The following is an 18,563-nucleotide window of genomic DNA, read 5'->3' as shown; positions in this document are numbered from 1 at the left end:
GGCCAGACGGCGACCGGCGATATCAACGGCACGATCGCCTTCGCCAAGGATGGCGCGGCTCCGAACCTCACCATCAATGCGGCCAGCACATCGATCGCCCGCGGCGAAGTGGCGGCGAAAGCGATCACCGTCAATGCGCTGATCGCCAATTATCTCAAGGGACCGGCAATATCGGGCACGATCAAGGCCGACAGCGTCACTTCCGGCAAGACAGTGGTCAGCGGTATCGGCATCGACCTGAAGCGCGACGGCGACTGGACCGCCTTTTCCGGCGGCGCGACGGCATCCGGCATTCCGGCCACCGCGACCGGGCGCGTGAAGATCGCCGACGGCAAGACCAGCGTCGAGATTGCGTCCGGCGAAGCGACCCTGCGCGGCATCAAGGCGGCGATCGCCGAGCCGTCGCGCCTTGCAATCGCCAACGGCGTCGCTAGCGTCGAGAAGCTTGCGCTCAATCTCGGCGGCGGCTCGGCGACCATTTCCGGCAGCGCCGGCCAGCTCCTCGACCTGACGACCAATTTCGCCGGCCTGCCTGCGGCGCTCGCCAATGATTTCGTGCCGGGCCTGGATGCTGCCGGAACGCTGGAAGGCACGGCACACGTCACGGGCCCGTCGGCCAATCCCGATATCGAGTTCGACGCCAAGCTTGCCGGCGCCGAGACCAGCCAGACCCGCCAGGCGGGACTTGGGCCGCTCAATCTGGATGCCGTCGGCAGCTACGGTCTGGCGAGCGGCCTGGCCCTGGACCATGCAACGCTTGCGGGCGACAAGATTTCCGGCAACGCCGCCGGCACCTTAAATCCGAACGGCGTCAGCGATTTTTCGCTCGATCTGACGTCATCCGGACCCAGCCTGCCGTTGACGATCGGCAGCGCCGAAAGCCCGGTCAAGATCGAGGTCCAGTCATTGTCGGCAAAGATAGCCGGCCAAAGCACGCAAGCTCGCCTCGAGGCTTCCGCGATCCTGCCTTCGGTTGCCGCCAGCCAGGTGAATGTGGACGGCCTTGCCGTTGCGCTGCATTCGGATGCGTTCGATCTCAAGGGGCGGGCAGGCCCGGTCTCCGGGACGGTGTCGATTGACAGGATCGGCCTGGACAATCCGATGATCGCGCCGTTGGTTGCCGGCAAGGTCACGGCCGAGGTCAACGGCCGTTTGACGAGCGACGCCGTTGCCGTCAACAGCGGCTCGCTCAAGAGCGATGCGCTCAACAGCCAGGTCGCCGGCCGCATGTCGCTGCGCGACGGCGCCGTCGACCTCAATGTGAACGCCAATGTCGCTTCTTCCGCCTTGCCGGCGGCGGCGCGCGGCATGCTGGGCGAGAGCGCGAAATTGAGCGCCGCGCTGAAACGCGACGCCAACGGCAACGTCAATGTCTCCGGCTTGAAGCTCAACTCGGGCGCACTGAGCGCCGACGGGCAGGCGAGCCTTGCCGACAACAAGCTTGCCGCCGACATCAGGGGGGCGTTGAGCGACGTTTCGCTGCTGTCGAAAGACGCCAAGGGCGCCATCGCTTTTGGCCTGAATGCGCAAGGTCCGATCATGGCGCCCGACCTTGCGCTGACGGTGAACAGCGACAGGCTGTCCGTGGCAGCGCGCGAGATCACCGGATTGAAACTCACCGCGACAGGCAAGGCGGATGCCGCCAATCCGGCGGCCGATGTGCAACTGACCGGCAATGTCGCCGGACAGCCGCTGCAGGGCAATGCGGTGCTTGCCACCGCCAATGGCAAGAGCGCGATCAACGGGCTTCTGCTGTCGCTGGGACCGAACAAGATCTCCGGCGACCTTGCGCTTGACGAAGCTTTCCTGCCGCTCGGCACGCTGACGCTGGCCGTTCCCGATGTCGGCCCGCTGGCGGCGCTAGGTGGCCAGACGGCGACCGGCGATATCAACGGCACGATCGCCTTCGCCAAGGATGGCGCGGCTCCGAACCTCACCATCAATGCGGCCAGCACATCGATCGCCCGCGGCGAACTGGCCGCGAAGGCGATCACCGTCAACGCGCTGATCGCCAATTATCTCAAGGGACCGGCAATATCGGGCACGATCAAGGCCGACAGCGTCACTTCCGGCAAGACGGTGGTCAGCGGTATCGGCATCGACCTGAAGCGCGACGGCGACTGGACCGCCTTTTCCGGCGGCGCGACGGCATCCGGAATTCCGGCCACCGCGACCGGGCGCGTGAAGATCGCCGACGGCAAGACCAGCGTCGAGATTGCGTCCGGCGAAGCGACCCTGCGCGGCATCAAGGCGGCGATCGCCGAGCCGTCGCGCCTTGCAATCGCCAACGGCGTCGCTAGCGTCGAGAAGCTTGCGCTCAATCTCGGCGGCGGCTCGGCGACCATTTCCGGCAGCGCCGGCCAGCTCCTCGACCTGACGGCCAATTTCGCCGGCCTGCCTGCGGCGCTCGCCAATGATTTCGTGCCGGGCCTGGATGCTGCCGGAACGCTGGAAGGCACGGCACACGTCACGGGGCCGTCGGCCAATCCCGATATCGAGTTCGACGCCAAGCTTGCCGGCGCCGAGACCAGCCAGACCCGCCAGGCGGGACTTGGGCCGCTCAATCTGGATGCCGTCGGCAGCTACGGTCTGGCGAGCGGCCTGGCCCTGGACCATGCAACGCTTGCGGGCGACAAGATTTCCGGCAACGCCGCCGGCACCTTAAATCCGAACGGCGTCAGCGATTTTTCGCTCGATCTGACGTCATCCGGACCCAGCCTGCCGTTGACGATCGGCAGCGCCGAAAGCCCGGTCAAGATCGAGGTCCAGTCATTGTCGGCAAAGATAGCCGGCCAAAGCACGCAAGCTCGCCTCGAGGCTTCCGCGATCCTGCCTTCGGTTGCCGCCAGCCAGGTGAATGTGGACGGCCTTGCCGTTGCGCTGCATTCGGATGCGTTCGATCTCAAGGGGCGGGCAGGCCCGGTCTCCGGGACGGTGTCGATTGACAGGATCGGCCTGGACAATCCGATGATCGCGCCGTTGGTTGCCGGCAAGGTCACGGCCGAGGTCAACGGCCGTTTGACGAGCGACGCCGTTGCCGTCAACAGCGGCTCGCTCAAGAGCGATGCGCTCAACAGCCAGGTCGCCGGCCGCATGTCGCTGCGCGACGGCGCCGTCGACCTCAATGTGAACGCCAATGTCGCTTCTTCCGCCTTGCCGGCGGCGGCGCGCGGCATGCTGGGCGAGAGCGCGAAATTGAGCGCCGCGCTGAAACGCGACGCCAACGGCAACGTCAATGTCTCCGGCTTGAAGCTCAACTCGGGCGCACTGAGCGCCGACGGGCAGGCGAGCCTTGCCGACAACAAGCTTGCCGCCGACATCAGGGGGGCGTTGAGCGACGTTTCGCTGCTGTCGAAAGACGCCAAGGGCGCCATCGCTTTTGGCCTGAATGCGCAAGGTCCGATTATGGCGCCCGACCTTGCGCTGACGGTGAACAGCGACAGGCTGTCCGTGGCAGCGCGCGAGATCACCGGATTGAAACTCACCGCGACAGGCAAGGCGGATGCCGCCAATCCGGCGGCCGATGTGCAACTGACCGGCAATGTCGCCGGACAGCCGCTGCAGGGCAATGCGGTGCTTGCCACCGCCAATGGCAAGAGCGCGATCAACGGGCTTCTGCTGTCGCTCGGTCCGAACAAGATCTCCGGCGACCTCGCGCTTGACCAAGCGTTCGTGCCGGTGGGCACCGTGTCGCTCGATCTTCCTGACATAGGGCCGCTGGCGGCGCTTGCGCTAGAAAAGGCGGAAGGCGACGTCCGCGGCGCGATCGCCTTCTCGAAGGCCGGCAACGCACCGAACGTCGCCGTCAAGGCAACCACGGCAGCGATCAGGCGCGGCGACCTCTCGGCCAAAAAAGTCGCCGTCGACGCCCAGATCGCCAATTACCTCGCAGCACCTGTCATCTCCGGCAAGATCCGCGCCGACAGCGTGACCTCCGGCGGCACTGCCGTTACCGGCATCGATGTCGACCTGAAGCGCGATGGCGACTGGACCGCCTTTTCCGGCGGCGCCACCGTGAAGAACATTCCGGCGAAAGCGGCCGGCCGGGTGAAAGTGGCGAACGGCACGACGACCGTCGAGCTCGCGTCGGGCCAAGCGACGGTGCAAGGCATCAAGGCGGCGATCGCGCAGGCCTCGACCGTGACCATCGCCAACGGCGCGACGACGCTCGACCGGCTGGTGCTCAATCTCGGCGGCGGCACGGCGACGGTGACGGGCAAGGTCACGCAGACGCTCGACATCAACGCCAATCTGGCCCGGGTGCCGGTCTCGCTCGCAAACAGTTTCTCGCCTGGCCTCGATGCGGCAGGCTCGATCTCCGGCACGGTCAAGGTCTCCGGCGCGCCGGCCACTCCGACGGTCGCCTTCGATGTCGATGCCTCGGGCGTGCAGACTTCGCAGACGCGGGGCGCAGGCCTCGGCGGCATGAACGTATCCTCGTCGGGAACCTTTGCCGGCAGCAAGCTTGCCTTCGACGCCAACATCAGCGACGGCGCCGGCCTTGGTCTCAAGGGCGGCGGCACGGTGACGACGGCAGGCGGGCCGACCCTGGCGCTCGATTTCAAAGGCAAGGTGCCGTTTTCCTTCCTTGCCTCGAAACTCGCCGTGCAAGGCCTGGCGCTCAACGGAACCGCCAATGTCGACGTGCAGGTGCGCGGTCCTGTATCCGCGCCGGTGATCAGCGGCAAAGTCACGACGTCGGGCGCCCGTCTCATCGACGCGCGCTCCGGGCTGGCGGTCAACGACATCGGGGCCGACGTCTCGATCGGCGGCGGCGTCGCCAGGATCAATCGCCTGACGGGCACGTTGTCGACGCGCGGCAGCCTTTCGGCGAGCGGCACCGTCGGCATCACGCCGTCGCAAGGTTTTCCGGCCGACCTGTCGATAAAACTCACCGACGCCCGCTACACCGACGGCAGGGTGGTGACCGCCAATCTCGGCGGCGACCTGACCATTAAAGGCCCGCTCGTGTCGGCGCCGGTGATCGCCGGCACCATCAATCTGGCGAGGACGGTCATCACCGTGCCGGACAAGCTGCCCGGTTCGCTCTCGGAGTTGGATGTGAAGCATAAGAACCCGCCGCGCGCGGTGCGCGCGCAGGACAGGGCGCTGAACCCGCCGACATCCAGCAGCGGAGGCAGCAGCGGCAGCGGCCTTGTCCTCGACGTGACGGTCAACGCACCGAATCAGATCTTCATCCAGGGCAGGGGCGTCGACGCCGAGCTAGGCGGCTCGCTGAAGCTGACCGGCCCGGCATCCTCGCCGCAGGCCGTCGGAACCTTCACCTTGCAACGCGGCCGGCTGACGATCCTTGCCAAGCGGCTGACCTTCACCGAGGGCACGGTCGGGTTCCAGGGTTCGCTTGTGCCTTACCTCAACCTGACCGCGACCACGACGACCAGCAGCGCCACCGTCACCATCGTCGTTTCGGGCGAGGCGACCAACCCGAAGTTCAACTTCTCCTCCGCACCGGCGCTGCCTGAGGACGAGGTGCTGGCGCAACTGATCTTCGGCCGCTCGATGTCCAATCTCTCGCCGCTGCAGATCGCCCAGCTTGCCGACGCGGCCGCGCAATTGGCCGGCGCCGGCGGCACGACCTCGCTGCTCGACAATCTACGCAGCGCGATCGGCATCGACGATCTCGACGTGACGACCGACGAGAAGGGCGGCACCGCGGTTTCGGCCGGCAAGTACCTCAACGACCGTACCTATGTGACAATCCAGAAGGGCGACAAACCGGGCTCCGGCAAGGCGACGATCGATCTCAATGTCGGGAGGGGCGTGAAGCTGCGCGGCGAGGCCAACGACGCGGGCGAAGCCAAGGGCGGCGTCTTTTACGAACGCGAATATTGACGGTGTTGCCCGCCCCGGCAGGCTGAAGCGGACTTTTGGCGCGCGCGCGAGGCCCTGTCCGCCGACAATGTCTTGATTTGATTGCCCTGTTAATTTTTGGAAATGTGCTGTGGACTAACAAATTTGCGTCAAGGCTGTCGCTATCACGCCAACCGGCCCCATTCCAAAGTTGCACATTCCCCACCATGTTCCAATTCCAAACCGGCTTTTGACATCACGGTCTGGATGCGGAATGTTAAAAGGCAGAAAGCCAACAATGGGAGTCAGTCATGGCAATCTACAAAAGTAACGGTGACCGCGTTCCGGACCACATCCTGGCGATGGCCGAAGCGGCCAAGTCGGGCACGGTGGACCGCCGTGAATTCCTGGCTTTGGCCAGCGTTTTCGGTGCATCGACGGCAATGGCTTACGGCATGCTCGGTCTCGCCGCGCCGACGCCGGCCAAGGCCGAGGACGTGCAGGGCAAGAAGGGCGGCGTGCTGAAGGTCGCCATGTCGATCAAGGATCCCAAGGATCCACGGACCGCCGACTGGTCGGAAATTGCGAACGCCGAGCGCCAGGCGCTCGAGCCGCTGGTGAAGTACACGAAGGAGTACACCTTCGCGCCTTACCTGCTGGCAAGCTGGGATATCAACGACGACGCCACCGAATACACGCTGCATGTGCGGCCAGGCGTCGAATGGAATAACGGCGACAAGTTCACCGCCGACGACGTGATCTACAATTTCACCCGCTGGGCCGACAAGGCAGCGGAAGGCAACTCGATGCCTGGCCGCCTCGGCAGCCTGGTCGACGACGGCACCAAGAAGCTGCGCGAAGGCTCCGTGGTCAAGGTCGACGACATGACGGTCAAGCTCAAGCTGAGCAAGCCCGACATCGCGATCATCCCGAACATGTGCGATTACCCGGCACTGGTCGTGCACAAGACCTTCGATGAGAAGGGCGCCAACTTCAAGAATTGCCCGATCGGCACCGGCCCGTTCGAGCTTGTCTCCTACGATGTCGGCCAGAAGGTGGTCTACAAGCGCCGCGAGACCGGCAAGTGGTGGCAGGGCGAAGCTTTCCTCGACGGTGTCGAGTTCATCGATTACGGCACCGATCCGGCGGCGACGGTTTCGGCTTTCGAATCCGGCGAAGTCCAGACCAACCACGAAACGACCGCCGACTACATCAAGATCATCGCTGATGTCGGCGCGCCGGTTTCGGAGGTCGTCACGGCCGCCACCGTGGTGTCGCGCTTCAACATCACCCACAAGCCGTATGACAACCAGAAGGTTCGTCAGGCGATGTTGCTTGCGGTCGACAACGCCACGGTGCTGCAGCTCGGCTACGGCAATGCCGGCACCCCGGCTGAAAACCACCATGTCGCGCCGATCCATCCGGAATATGTCAAGCTGCCCGAGGTCAAGCGCGACATCGCCAAGGCCAAGCAGATGCTGACGGAAGCCGGCGTGATCGATTTCGAGCACGAACTGATCAGCAACGACGAAGACTATCACAAGAACACCACGGACGCGATCGCGGCCCAGCTGCGCGAAGCGGGCATCAAGGTGAAGCGCACCGTGCTGCCGAGCTCGACCTTCTGGAACGACTGGACGAAGTATCCGTTCTCGCAAACCAACTGGAACATGCGCCCGCTGGGCATCCAGGTCATCTCCATCGCCTATCGCTCCGGCGAAGCGTGGAACGAGACGGCCTACGCCAATCCCGACTTCGACAAGAAGGTCAACGAGGCGCTCGGCATCGCCGATGCGGAGAAGCGCAAGGTTGTGATGAAGGACATCGAGCAGACCCTGCAGGATTCCGGAATCATCATCCAGCCCTACTGGCGCAAGCTCTACATCAACATCAAGCCCGAGGTGAAGAACCACTCGATGCACCCGACCTATGAGCACGACTTCGGCAAGGTCTGGCTCGAACAGGCGTGATCCTTTTGCGAGAAATATGAGGGGCGTCAGCCCCTCTTATTTGCAGCTTCGTCGCCGTTGCGTATTGTGCAACGGTGGCGGAGCCTCACAAGGTATCCGACACAGGGTTGAACCTATCTGATCCCAACCCGGCCGGCAGGGGAGCGCGCATGTTCTCATTCATTGCCAGACGCATCGGCACGATTCTGCTCACGATGCTATGCCTGACGCTGGTCGTCTTCTTTCTCGTCAATCTCGAGCCCAACTTGAAGAAGCTGGCGATCAGCCAGACCGAGATGCACACGTCGGCCGAACAACTCGAAAGCTGGCTGGTCAATCACGGCTACCGGCAGAACTTCTTTGCGCGCTACGGCCAATGGCTGGGCGTCCTGCCCAAGCAGCCGATCACCGATCCTGCCACCGGCAAGGTGACGCAGCGCTTCTCCTTCTGCAACGACCCGGTCGAGCCGAAATTCTCCGGCGTGCTGCAGGGCGATTTCGGCTGTTCGACCAAGTTCAAGACGACGGTCGCGGCCAAGCTGTTTCCGGCACTTGGCGCCACCGGCATATTGATGTTCTGGGTGCTGGCGGTGATGGTGCCGATCTCGCTGCTCATCGGCATCCTTGCCGGCATGCGCGAAGGCTCGCGAACGGACCGGACCCTGTCGGTGGCCTCGATCGCCTCGACGGCGACGCCCGAATATGTGTCGGGCGTCATCTTCACCGTCATCTTCGCCTCGTGGTTGGGCTGGCTGAACGGCTCGGCAGCATCCGCCAGCCAGGGCATCACCTTCTACAATTTCACCCTGCCGGTGATCACGCTGGCGATCTACGGCACCGGCTATATCGCACGCATGACACGGGCCTCGATGGTCGAGGTAATGACGCAGCAGTATATCCGCACGGCCCGCCTCAAGGGCCTCTCCTTCGGCAGTGTGGTGATCAAGCATGCGCTACGCAACGCGCTGATCGCGCCTTTCACCGTCATCATGCTGCAGTTCCCGTGGCTGCTCACCGGCGTCGTCATCGTCGAGGTGATGTTCCGCTACCAGGGTTTCGGCTACACGCTGGTCGAGGCCGCCGGCAACAACGACATCGACCTTCTGCTCGGCTGCTCGCTGGTCTCGGTGTTCATCGTGCTGATCACCCAACTCATCTCGGATGTCGGCTACGCGTTTCTCAATCCGCGCATCAGAGTTCAATAGGGGGCAGGGCGGATGCAGATCGAATATATCGGTGCCTTCGATGTCGTGCTCGGCGTGCTTTGGCGCTTCTGGCCGGTATGGGTCGCGCTTGTCCTGGTGATGGGCGTTAGCTTTACCTACAAGAAGAAGCTCGGGCTCTACGGCCAGCTCTTTGACAGCGGCGTCGGCATTGCCGGCGTCGGCATCTGCCTGTTCTGGCTGTTCACGGCGATCTTCGCCTCGACCATCTCGCCTTTCGATCCGCTGGCGCAGGTGTCGATCATGAAGGATACGCTGCCCGGCGCGATCGAGCCGACATCGAAGCTCGTCTACTATTTCGGCGGCGACAAGCTCGCCCGCGACGTGTTCTCGCGCATGGTCTATGGCAGCCAGATCGTGCTGATCATCGCGCCGGCGGCGACCGGTTTTGCGCTGATGGTCGGCATCACGCTCGGCCTGCCGGCCGGTTACTACGGCGGCAAGATCGACACGGTGCTGTCCTTCCTCGCCAATCTGGTGCTGGCCTTCCCGGTGATCCTTTTGTTCTACCTGCTGGTGACGCCAGGCATCATGGATACGCCTATCCCGTACGCCCTGGCGGGGCTGTTCTTCCTGTTCCCGATCATCTTCTTTTGCGTGCTGTTCTGGACCCGCTACAAGAACCGGCCGGACCGGCTCTATATCCTGCTCGGCCTGACGCTCGTCATCGGGGGCTGGATCTATACGGGCCTCGTCTTCGACAAGGATCCGCTGAGGATCGTCCACATCGATCCCAACCAGCTCAACATTTTCGTGGCGGTGGTGTTCGCTTCCAGCCCCGGCGTGTTCCGCATCGTGCGCGGGCTGACCATGGATATCAAGACGCGCGACTACGTGGCGGCGGCGCAGACGCGCGGTGAATCGCCCTGGTACATCATGCTGTGGGAAATCCTGCCCAATGCACGCGGACCGCTGATCGTCGATGCCTGCCTGCGCATCGGCTATACGACGATCCTGCTCGGCACGCTCGGTTATTTCGGCCTGGGGCTGGCGCCGGAGAGTCCCGACTGGGGCACCGCGATCAAGGATGCCAGCCGGCTCTTGCGCTCTTTCATCCACCCGGCGCTGCCGCCGACGATCGCGCTGATGTCGTTCGTGCTGGGCCTGAACCTTTTGGCGGATTCGCTGCGCGAACAGTCGATGAAGGATTGATGGCGGGGCTTCGGGCCCCATCTTCCAGGAAGCAAGGATTGGAGCGACCCATGAACGAGGCAGTTCGAGATCCAGCCAAGACGACCAATGGGCCGATCATCGAGATCGAGAACCTCTCGATCTCCTTCTTCACCCGCAAGGGCGAGATCCCGGCGGTGATGGACTTTTCCTGCACGGTCATGCCCGGCGAGGCGATGGGCATCGTCGGCGAATCCGGCTGCGGCAAGTCGACCGTGTCGCTCGGCATCATGCGAGACCTCTCAAACATCGGAAAGATCGTCGGCGGCCGCATCAAGTTCCAGGGCAGGGACATGGGCGAGATGTCCGACGAGGAGCTTCGGGCGATCCGCGGCAACAAGATCGCCATGATCTATCAGGAGCCGATGGCGAGCCTCAATCCGGCGATGAAGGTCGGCCAGCAATTGATGGAAGTGCCGCTGATCCACGACAAGGTCTCGAAGGAAGAGGCCCATAACCGTGCACTGGAGATGGTGCGCGCGGTCAAGCTGCCCGATCCGGAGCGCATGATGCGCTCCTATCCCCACCAGCTTTCGGGCGGCCAGCAGCAGCGCATCGTCATCGCCATGGCGCTGCTGTCGAAACCGGCGCTGCTGCTCCTCGACGAGCCGACGACGGCGCTCGACGTCACCGTCGAGGCCGGCATCGTCGAACTGGTCAAGGGGCTGGGCCAGAAGTTCGGCACCTCGATGATCTTCGTGTCGCACAATCTCGGCCTCATTCTCGAGACCTGCGACAAGATCACGGTGATGTATTCCGGCGAGGCCGTCGAGACCGGCAAGATCGAGGACGTGTTCGACCGGATGCGCCACCCCTATACGCAAGGGCTGTTCCGCTCGATTCCGCTGCCCGGCGCCGACAAGAATTCGCGGCCGCTGATCTCCATTCCCGGCCAATTGCCGCTGCCGCATGAGCGGCCGAAGGGATGCAATTTCGGACCCCGCTGTCACCATTTCGTCGAGGGCGTCTGCAATGCCGCCGAAATTCCGATGGTTGCCGTCGAGGGGCATGAGGGCCATTTTTCGCGCTGCGTGCGCTTCAACGAGATCGACTGGGAAGCGCTGCCGCCCGGCGCCAAGAAGGTCAACGAAAAGGTCGAGCCCGGCGCGCCGGTGCTCAAGATCGACAATCTCAAGAAGTACTACAAGGTCGGCGGCAGCGAGGTGTTCGGCTCGAGCGAAGGCCGCGTCGTCAAGGCCAACGAGACGATTTCGTTCACCGCGCGCGAGTCCGAAACGGTCGCGATCGTGGGCGAGTCCGGCTGCGGGAAATCGACGCTCGCCAAGGTGCTTCTGGGGCTTGAGACCGCAAGCTCGGGCACCGTGACGCTGGGCAACAAGGAGATCCAGTCTACCGGCATCGAGAGCCGCAATGTCGAGACAGTGTCGTCGATCCAGATGGTTTTCCAGAACCCGTTCGACACGCTGAACCCCAGCCATACGGTCGGCTCGCAGATCATCCGCACGCTGGAGAAGTTCAATGTCGGCAAGACCGTCGCCGAGCGGCGCAAGCGCATGCTGGAGCTGCTCGACCTGGTGAAGCTGCCGCGGGCCTTCGAGACCCGCAAGCCGCGCCAGCTCTCAGGCGGCCAGAAGCAGCGCATCGGCGTGGCCCGCGCCTTCGCTGGCGACGCCAAGGTGGTGGTGGCCGACGAGCCGGTCTCGGCGCTCGACGTCTCGGTGCAGGCGGCGGTGACCGAGCTCTTGATGGACATCCAGCGCAAGAACAAGACGACGATGCTGTTCATCAGCCACGACCTGTCCGTGGTGCGCTACATCGCCGACCGTGTCGTCGTCATGTATCTCGGCTATATCGTCGAGCAGGGGACGACGGACCAGATCTTCTCGCCGCCCTACCATCCCTACACCGAGGCGCTGCTCTCGGCGATCCCGATCGCCGACACCAGCGTGGTCAAGAAGCACATCGTGCTCGAAGGCGATATCCCATCGGCGATGAACCCGCCGACCGGCTGCCCCTTCCAGACGCGCTGCGGCTACAAGAAGCTGGTGCCGGACAATCTGTGCGAGACGACGGTGCCGCCGGTGAAGAATCTCGGCAACGGCCATATGAGCCTGTGCTGGCTGTCGGACGATGTCTTGGCGAAGATGGAGCCGGTCATCAAGTTCGACAAGGAGCATGCGGCACATGAAGGCGTGCCGGACGACGCGCCGCACGGCACCGGGCCGGGCTTTGCCGGCACCCCGCCCAAGCGCCCGAGGGGCAAGAGGCCGAAGCCGAACTAAGACTTCGCCCGGTCCCGGGGTCAGCTCCCACATTGCCGCAACTGGGCGGCGTAGTCGCGGGCCATTTGGTCGGTGGCGCGCGCGTAGTTCTGCACGCCGGCATCGCCGCGATTGCCGCGTCCGTAGGCCGACCAGCCGAGATAGTAGGCGAGATAGAGACTGTAGGTGTCGTTGCGGGCGACGCCGAAAGTGTCGACGGTCTTGGAATGATACCAGCCGACGAAGTCGATGGCGTCGGCGAAACGGCTGCGGCGCGCTGCCCAGTTGCCGGTCTCCATCTGATATTGCGACCAGGTGCCGTCCAGCGCCTGCGAATAGCCCGCGGCGGTGGAGACATGTTTCCAGGGAATGAAGCCGAGCAGCTTGGTGCGCGGTGGCCGGGCGTTGCTCTTGAAGCCGGATTCCTTGCGCACCGTCGCCATCAGCACCGGAACGGGAATGCCGTATTTTTGTTCGGTGCGCTCGGCGGCGGACTGCCAGTTGTCGAACCAGCCGTCATTCTGGTCGAAGACGGCGCAGACATTGTTGATGTGGCTGGGCGCCGTCGCGCAGGCCGAAAGCGCCAGCAGCACAGAGACAACGACAATTTTACTAAAACTCGACCTAAGCATCGGCAGACGAATAGGCCGAAATCATAAAAGGAATCTTTCGAGCTTCCTTAACGCCGGCCGAGGCGCCGCGTGGCTCTATCGATATTTCGACTTCGCTCGTCGCATTTGTCTTCATCAGAATGAAAAAATGCCGCCTTGGCTAAAATCACGCCGGCAAATGGCGAATTCCTGACAGCTCGCGCCTGACGTCGGCGCTCTGATAGACGCATGACCGAACCAAGACGAAAACGCGGCGCCGAACGGACCAGCAACCGCGGGCCGGCCGCCATTCCGCAGCTGCCGCCACGGCGCGTGGTCAACCCTTACCCGCCGATGGCGGTGCTTTCGGCCGACCAGATCGAGGCCATTCACCAGGCCTCGATGCATATTCTCGAAAATTTCGGCATCGAGGTGATGAGCCCGCGAGCGCTCGCGCTGTTCGAACGCGCCGGCGCGAAGGTCGATCACAGCTCGATGAATGTGCGCCTCGATCGGGGCATGGTCGACGAAGCGCTGAAGACGACACAGGCCGGCTACACACTTACGCCACGCAACCCGGCTCACGCCGTTTATCTCGGCGGCAACACGATCAACTTCACGCTGGTGGCCGGGCCGCCCAATGTGCACGACATGGAGCGCGGCCGCCGCGCCGGCAATCTCGCCGACTATTGCGATCTCGTCCGGCTGGCGCAGCATTTCAACTGCATCCATATGCTGGGGAACCAGGTCTGCGCGCCGATCGAGCTACCGGCGAATTCGCGGCACCTCGACACCTACTTCGCCAATCTGACGCTGACCGACAAATGCTTCCATGTCTCGGCGATCGGCCGGGGCAGGGCGCTGGACGGCATCGAGATGATGGCGATCGCGCGTGGCTTGACTCTCGACCAGATCGGCCGGGATCCCGGCGTCACCACCATCATTTCCGTCAACTCGCCGCGCCGCTTCGACGAGATGATGGCCGAAGGGCTGATGACCATGGCCGAGTTCGGCCAGTCGGTGGCGGTGACGCCGTTCACGCTGATGGGCGCGATGAGCCCGGTGACGCTTGCCGGCGCGCTGGCGCAGCAAAATGCCGAGGCACTGTTCGGCATCGTGCTGACCCAATTGGTGCGGCCCGGCGCGCCGGTGATGTATGGCGCCTTCACTTCCAATGTCGACATGAAGTCCGGCGCGCCGGCCTTCGGCACGCCGGAGAACACCAAGGCCAACATCGCCTCCGGGCAATTGGCGCGGCGCTACAATCTGCCGTACCGCACGACGCCGGGCTCGGCGTCCAATGCCGCCGATGCGCAAGGCGCCTATGAGACGCTGATGGCGCTGTGGGGTGCCGTGCTTGGCCACGGCAACCTCGTCTATCATGCCGCCGGCTGGCAGGAGGGCGGACTGACGGCCTCATTCGAAAAACTCATCATCGATGTCGAGATGATGCAGCACATGATGGAATTCCTGCGACCGATCGTGGTCGACGAAGGCGAATTGGCGGTCGACGCATTGGGCGCCGTGCCCACCGGCGGCCACTTCTTCGGCGAGCCGCATACGCTTGAACGCTATGCCACCGCCTTCTATCAGCCGATGCTCTCCAACTGGCAGAACTACGAGGCTTGGCAGGAGGCCGGCGCGCTTGACACGACGGCGCGCGCGACCCGGCTCTGGAAGAAGGCGCTGGGAGAGTACGTTCAGCCGACAATGGACCCAGCCGTGCGCGAGGCACTTGAAGTCTATATGGCGCGCCGCAAGGAAGCGATCGGGCAGGGCGAGCCGTGACGGTTTTGGAACGCTGGCGCCGCCCCTCATCCGCCTTCCGGCACCTTCTCCCCGTGAAGGACGGGGAGAAGGGAAGCGCTACAGCGCTGGCGACCCCTCTCCCCGTTTTTCACGGGGAGAGGGCAAGGTGAGGGGCAGCGCCGACGTTTGAGGAGAGACATGCCTCTCATCCTGAATCCACTCAGTCATCCAACTCACTGAAACAACGAGAAGAACCCATGAAGTCGCATGCAAAGGTCGTGGTCATCGGCGGCGGTGTTGTAGGATGTTCCGTGCTGTTCCATCTTGCCCGCCACGGCTGGACGGACGTGGTGCTTCTGGAGCGCGATGAGCTGACCTCGGGCTCGACCTGGCACGCGGCCGGCGGCATGCACACCATCAACGGCGATCCCAACGTCGCCAAGCTGCAGAAATACACGATCTCGCTCTACAAGGAGATCGAGGAGCTTTCCGGCCAGGCGACGGGGGTGCATCTGACCGGCGGCGTGCTCTTGGCAGCAACCGAGGCGCGGCTCGACTGGCTGCGCGGCGTCGTCTCCAAGGGCCGCTATCTCGGCATCGACCTCGAGGTGATCTCGGCGAAGGAAGCGGCCGAGTTGATGCCGCTCATCGATCCGAAGCAATTCGTCGGCGCCGTGCGCAACAAGGAGGACGGCCATCTCGATCCCTCCGGCGTCACCCACGCTTACGCCAAGGCGGCGCGGAAGCTGGGCGCGGAAGTGGAGCGCTTCACCAAGGTCGAGGACATCGTGCGCCGGCCCGACGGGCTGTGGCGGGTCATCACCAACAAGGGCGATGTGATCACCGAGCATGTCGTCAACGCCGGCGGGCTTTGGGCGCGCGAGGTCGGCCGCATGGTCGGGCTCGAACTGCCGGTGCTCGCCATGGAGCACATGTATCTGATCACCGAGGACATGCCGGAGGTCGCCGACTGGAACAAGAAGACCGGCACGGAAATCATCCATGCGGTCGACTTCGACGGCGAGCTCTATCTGCGCCAGGAGCGCGGCGGCATGCTGATGGGCACCTACGAGAAAGCCAACAAGGTCTGGTCCGAATTCTCCACACCCTGGAATTTCGGCCATGAGCTCTTGGAGCCGGATATCGACCGTATCGCGCCCTCGCTCGAAGTCGGCTTCCGTCACTTCCCGGCCTTTCAGAAAACCGGGATCAAGCAGATCATCAATGGCCCCTTCACCTTTGCGCCGGATGGCAATCCGCTGGTCGGTCCGGTGCGCGGCCTGCCGGGCTTCTGGGTCGCCTGCGGCGTCATGGCGGGTTTTTCTCAAGGCGGCGGTGTTGGCCTGGCGCTCTCAAACTGGATGATCGAGGGTGATCCCGGCGCCGATATCTGGGCGATGGACGTGGCGCGCTACGGCGACTGGGCGACGATGACCTACACCAACGCCAAGGTGCGCGAGAATTACTCGCGCCGCTTCTCGATCCGCTTCCCGAACGAGGAACTGCCGGCCGGACGGCCGCTGAAGACAACGCCCCTTTACGACACATTGTCGGCCAAAGGCGCGCAATGGGGCGTCGCCTTTGGGCTGGAAGTGCCGCTCTGGTATGCGCCCGAAGGCATCAAGGACGAGTTCTCGTGGCGGCGGTCGCCCGATTTCGACCATGTCGGCAGCGAAGTGGCCGCCGTCCGCAACGGCGTCGGCCTCTCGGAGATCTCGAGCTTTGCCAAGTACAAGGTGACGGGCGAGGGGGCGGCAGCCTGGCTCGACCGTCTGCTTGCCTGCAGGCTGCCCAAGCCCGGCCGCATGACGCTGGCGCCGATGCTGAAGGAAGACGGCAAGCTGATCGGCGATTTCACGCTCGCCAATGTCGGCGAGGGCGACTGGTTCGTCGCCGGCTCCGGCGTCGCCGAGCAGTACCATATGCGCTGGTTCGAGGCGCATCTGCCGAAGGACGGCTCGGTGCGTATCGAGGCGCTGGGGCAGAAGCTCACCGGCCTTGCCATTGCCGGGCCGAAGGCGAGGGCGGTGCTGGCCAAAGTCACCCGCGCCGACGTCTCAAACCCGGCGTTCCCATTCATGGCCGTCGCCAGGATGGATATCGGCATGGCGCCGTGTCTTGTCGGCCGCGTCAGCTACACCGGCGATCTCGGCTATGAGATCTGGATGGCGCCGGAGTATCAGCGCGCCGCCTACCAGGCGCTGATCACGGCCGGCGAGGAATTCGGCATCGGCCTGTTCGGGTCGCGCGCGCTCAATGCGCTCAGGCTCGAAAAGAACTACGGCTCATGGGCGCGCGAATACCGGCCGATCTACGGACCGGTCGAGGCCGGGCTCGACCGTTTCGTCGCCTACGGCAAGGAGGCCGGGTTCATCGGCAAGGAAGCAGCACTTGCCGAGCGCAAGCAAGGCGGCAAGCTCCGGCTGCGCGCCTTCATCGTCGAGGCCACTGATGCCGATGTCATCGGCGACGAGGCGATCTGGCACGACGGCGTCGTGCGCGGCTGGGTCACGTCCGGCGGCTATGCGCATAATGCAAAGAAGTCGATCGCCATGGGCTATGTGCCGAAGGAGATCGCCGACAGGCCCGACGGCTTCGAGATCGAGATCCTCGGCAAGCGCTACGCCGCGCGCATTCAGGCAACGCCGCTGTTCGATGCCAATTTCGAGCGGATGCGCGCCTGAAAAACAGGCGCGCGTCCGCACAGGGCATCAGGCGCTGCGGCGGTTGTCGAGCGCGAAAGCGCCGGGACCGGCAAAGACCAGATAGAGGAAAATGAAGCAGAACGAGATCGCCGCGTCGCCGCCATTGTTGACGGGGAAGAAGTCGCGCGGGAAATGCGCCATGAAATAGGCGATGGCCATTTCGCCGCAGAGCAGGAACGCCACGGGGCGGGTCAACAGCCCCAACGCCAGCAGGATGCCGCCGGCGAATTCGAGGATTGCGGACGTCAGCGCGAGCCCCGTCAGCGCCCCGGCATGGGCGCCGGCGGGGAAATTGAACAGCTTCTGGGTGCCGTGCTCGGTGAACTGCAGCGCCGTCATGATGCGAAGCACGCCCAGCGCCTGCGGCTGATAGCGGGAGAGACCTTCAAAAAGCTTCATCTAAACTCCATCTTGCCCTTCTCGACCCGCCATAAATTATCGCTCGGAAGCGGACCATTCACTTCCCATGCCCTGCCATCAACAATCGGTGAGTGGGCATGAGTTCACCTCTTCCGGTTCATTCGCCGTGGTTGCAATTGTCTCCTATAAGTTGTATTGATGCGCGGATACACCAAACCATCCGGGGAATCCATTCGCCATGAAAAAATTCGCCATCAGCCTCTTCGCACTCCTTGCAGGCACTAGCTTCGCCATAGCTGCCGATGCCGGTTGTGATGCCTTCAAATGGCCGGTGACACGCGAGCAGGCCTTGTTTCCGTCAGCGTCCGCCGCCCAGTCCGGCGCCGCCCTGACAGTCGGGCAAGCGGCGGATTTCGCACTTGCAGCGGTCGACACGATCGGCTTTGAAGTTCCGCCGGGACGTGCACCGGCAGCCGGCACGTTCGGCGCGATGGCAAGCGTGACCGTACCGGCTGAAGGCGAGCTCCAGTTCAGCCTGTCCGATGAGGTCTGGATCGATGTCGTCCAAGACGGCCGCGCCGTGAAGTCGGCGGGCTTCAGCCGCGCAAAGACCTGCCCGGGCATTCGCAAGAGCGTGCGCTTCAAGCTGTCCGCCGGTCCGGCCACCGTGCAGCTCAGCGGCGCCAAGAAGGCCGATCTCAAAGTGGCGGTGCTGACGCCGGAGTGATGCCCAAGAGGGCGACGCCGGCGCCGGGCTGGCGCCCCCTCTGCCCGGCCCGACCTC

At 63.9% G+C, this 18,563-nt stretch carries 10 protein-coding genes; 8 read left to right on the top strand and 2 right to left on the bottom strand.

Features of this window, described 5'->3' with window-relative positions:
• The 5 genes from CK224_RS26775 to CK224_RS26755 form a co-directional block, all read left to right on the top strand.
• Positions 1-5,853: translocation/assembly module TamB domain-containing protein (locus CK224_RS26775; protein ID WP_141245883.1), on the top strand; the 5,853-nt coding region annotated here is incomplete at its 5' end.
• A 269-nt stretch (positions 5,854-6,122) separates the two neighbouring features.
• Complete coding sequence (locus CK224_RS26770) at positions 6,123-7,781, top strand: ABC transporter substrate-binding protein (RefSeq protein WP_095779087.1); 1,659 nt, start codon at positions 6,123-6,125, stop codon at positions 7,779-7,781.
• Positions 7,782-7,930: 149 nt separating this feature from the next.
• Positions 7,931-8,965, top strand: coding sequence for an ABC transporter permease (locus tag CK224_RS26765; RefSeq protein WP_067328931.1), 1,035 nt, complete (start codon positions 7,931-7,933; stop codon positions 8,963-8,965).
• Positions 8,966-8,977: 12 nt separating this feature from the next.
• Positions 8,978-10,135 carry an ABC transporter permease gene (locus CK224_RS26760; RefSeq protein WP_066990564.1) on the top strand — a complete coding sequence of 386 codons (1,158 nt, stop codon included), beginning with the start codon at positions 8,978-8,980 and terminating at the stop codon, positions 10,133-10,135.
• 50 nt (positions 10,136-10,185) lie between these two features.
• On the top strand, positions 10,186-12,396 hold the full coding sequence (locus CK224_RS26755; protein WP_066990565.1) for an ABC transporter ATP-binding protein: 2,211 nt from the start codon (positions 10,186-10,188) through the stop codon (positions 12,394-12,396).
• A gap of 20 nt (positions 12,397-12,416) precedes the next feature.
• Here CK224_RS26755 and CK224_RS26750 read toward each other — a convergent pair whose 3' ends face one another.
• Positions 12,417-13,007: a transglycosylase SLT domain-containing protein gene (locus CK224_RS26750; protein WP_095783854.1), complete on the bottom strand. Its 591-nt coding sequence runs from the start codon at positions 13,005-13,007 to the stop codon at positions 12,417-12,419.
• A gap of 207 nt (positions 13,008-13,214) precedes the next feature.
• Here CK224_RS26750 and CK224_RS26745 point away from each other — a divergent pair, with 207 nt between their 5' ends.
• Together CK224_RS26745 and CK224_RS26740 are read left to right on the top strand one after the other, a co-directional pair.
• Positions 13,215-14,753, top strand: a complete 1,539-nt coding sequence (locus CK224_RS26745) for a trimethylamine methyltransferase family protein (protein ID WP_066990572.1) — start codon at positions 13,215-13,217, stop codon at positions 14,751-14,753.
• A 218-nt stretch (positions 14,754-14,971) separates the two neighbouring features.
• Positions 14,972-17,398 carry an FAD-dependent oxidoreductase gene (locus CK224_RS26740; RefSeq protein WP_095783853.1) on the top strand — a complete coding sequence of 809 codons (2,427 nt, stop codon included), beginning with the start codon at positions 14,972-14,974 and terminating at the stop codon, positions 17,396-17,398.
• Between the two features lie 27 nt (positions 17,399-17,425).
• Here CK224_RS26740 and CK224_RS26735 read toward each other — a convergent pair whose 3' ends face one another.
• A complete protein-coding gene (locus CK224_RS26735) occupies positions 17,426-17,818 on the bottom strand; it encodes a DoxX family protein (RefSeq protein ID WP_067328942.1) in 393 nt (130 codons plus the stop codon).
• Between the two features lie 199 nt (positions 17,819-18,017).
• Here CK224_RS26735 and CK224_RS26730 point away from each other — a divergent pair, with 199 nt between their 5' ends.
• Positions 18,018-18,506, top strand: coding sequence for a hypothetical protein (locus CK224_RS26730; RefSeq protein WP_095783852.1), 489 nt, complete (start codon positions 18,018-18,020; stop codon positions 18,504-18,506).
• The last annotated feature ends 57 nt before the right edge of the window (positions 18,507-18,563 follow it).

It is taken from the genome of Mesorhizobium sp. WSM3862 (assembly GCF_002294985.1).
Taxonomy (GTDB): domain Bacteria; phylum Pseudomonadota; class Alphaproteobacteria; order Rhizobiales; family Rhizobiaceae; genus Mesorhizobium.
Note: the sequence above shows the minus strand (reverse complement) of the source record. Positions and strands in the feature narration are given on the sequence as shown.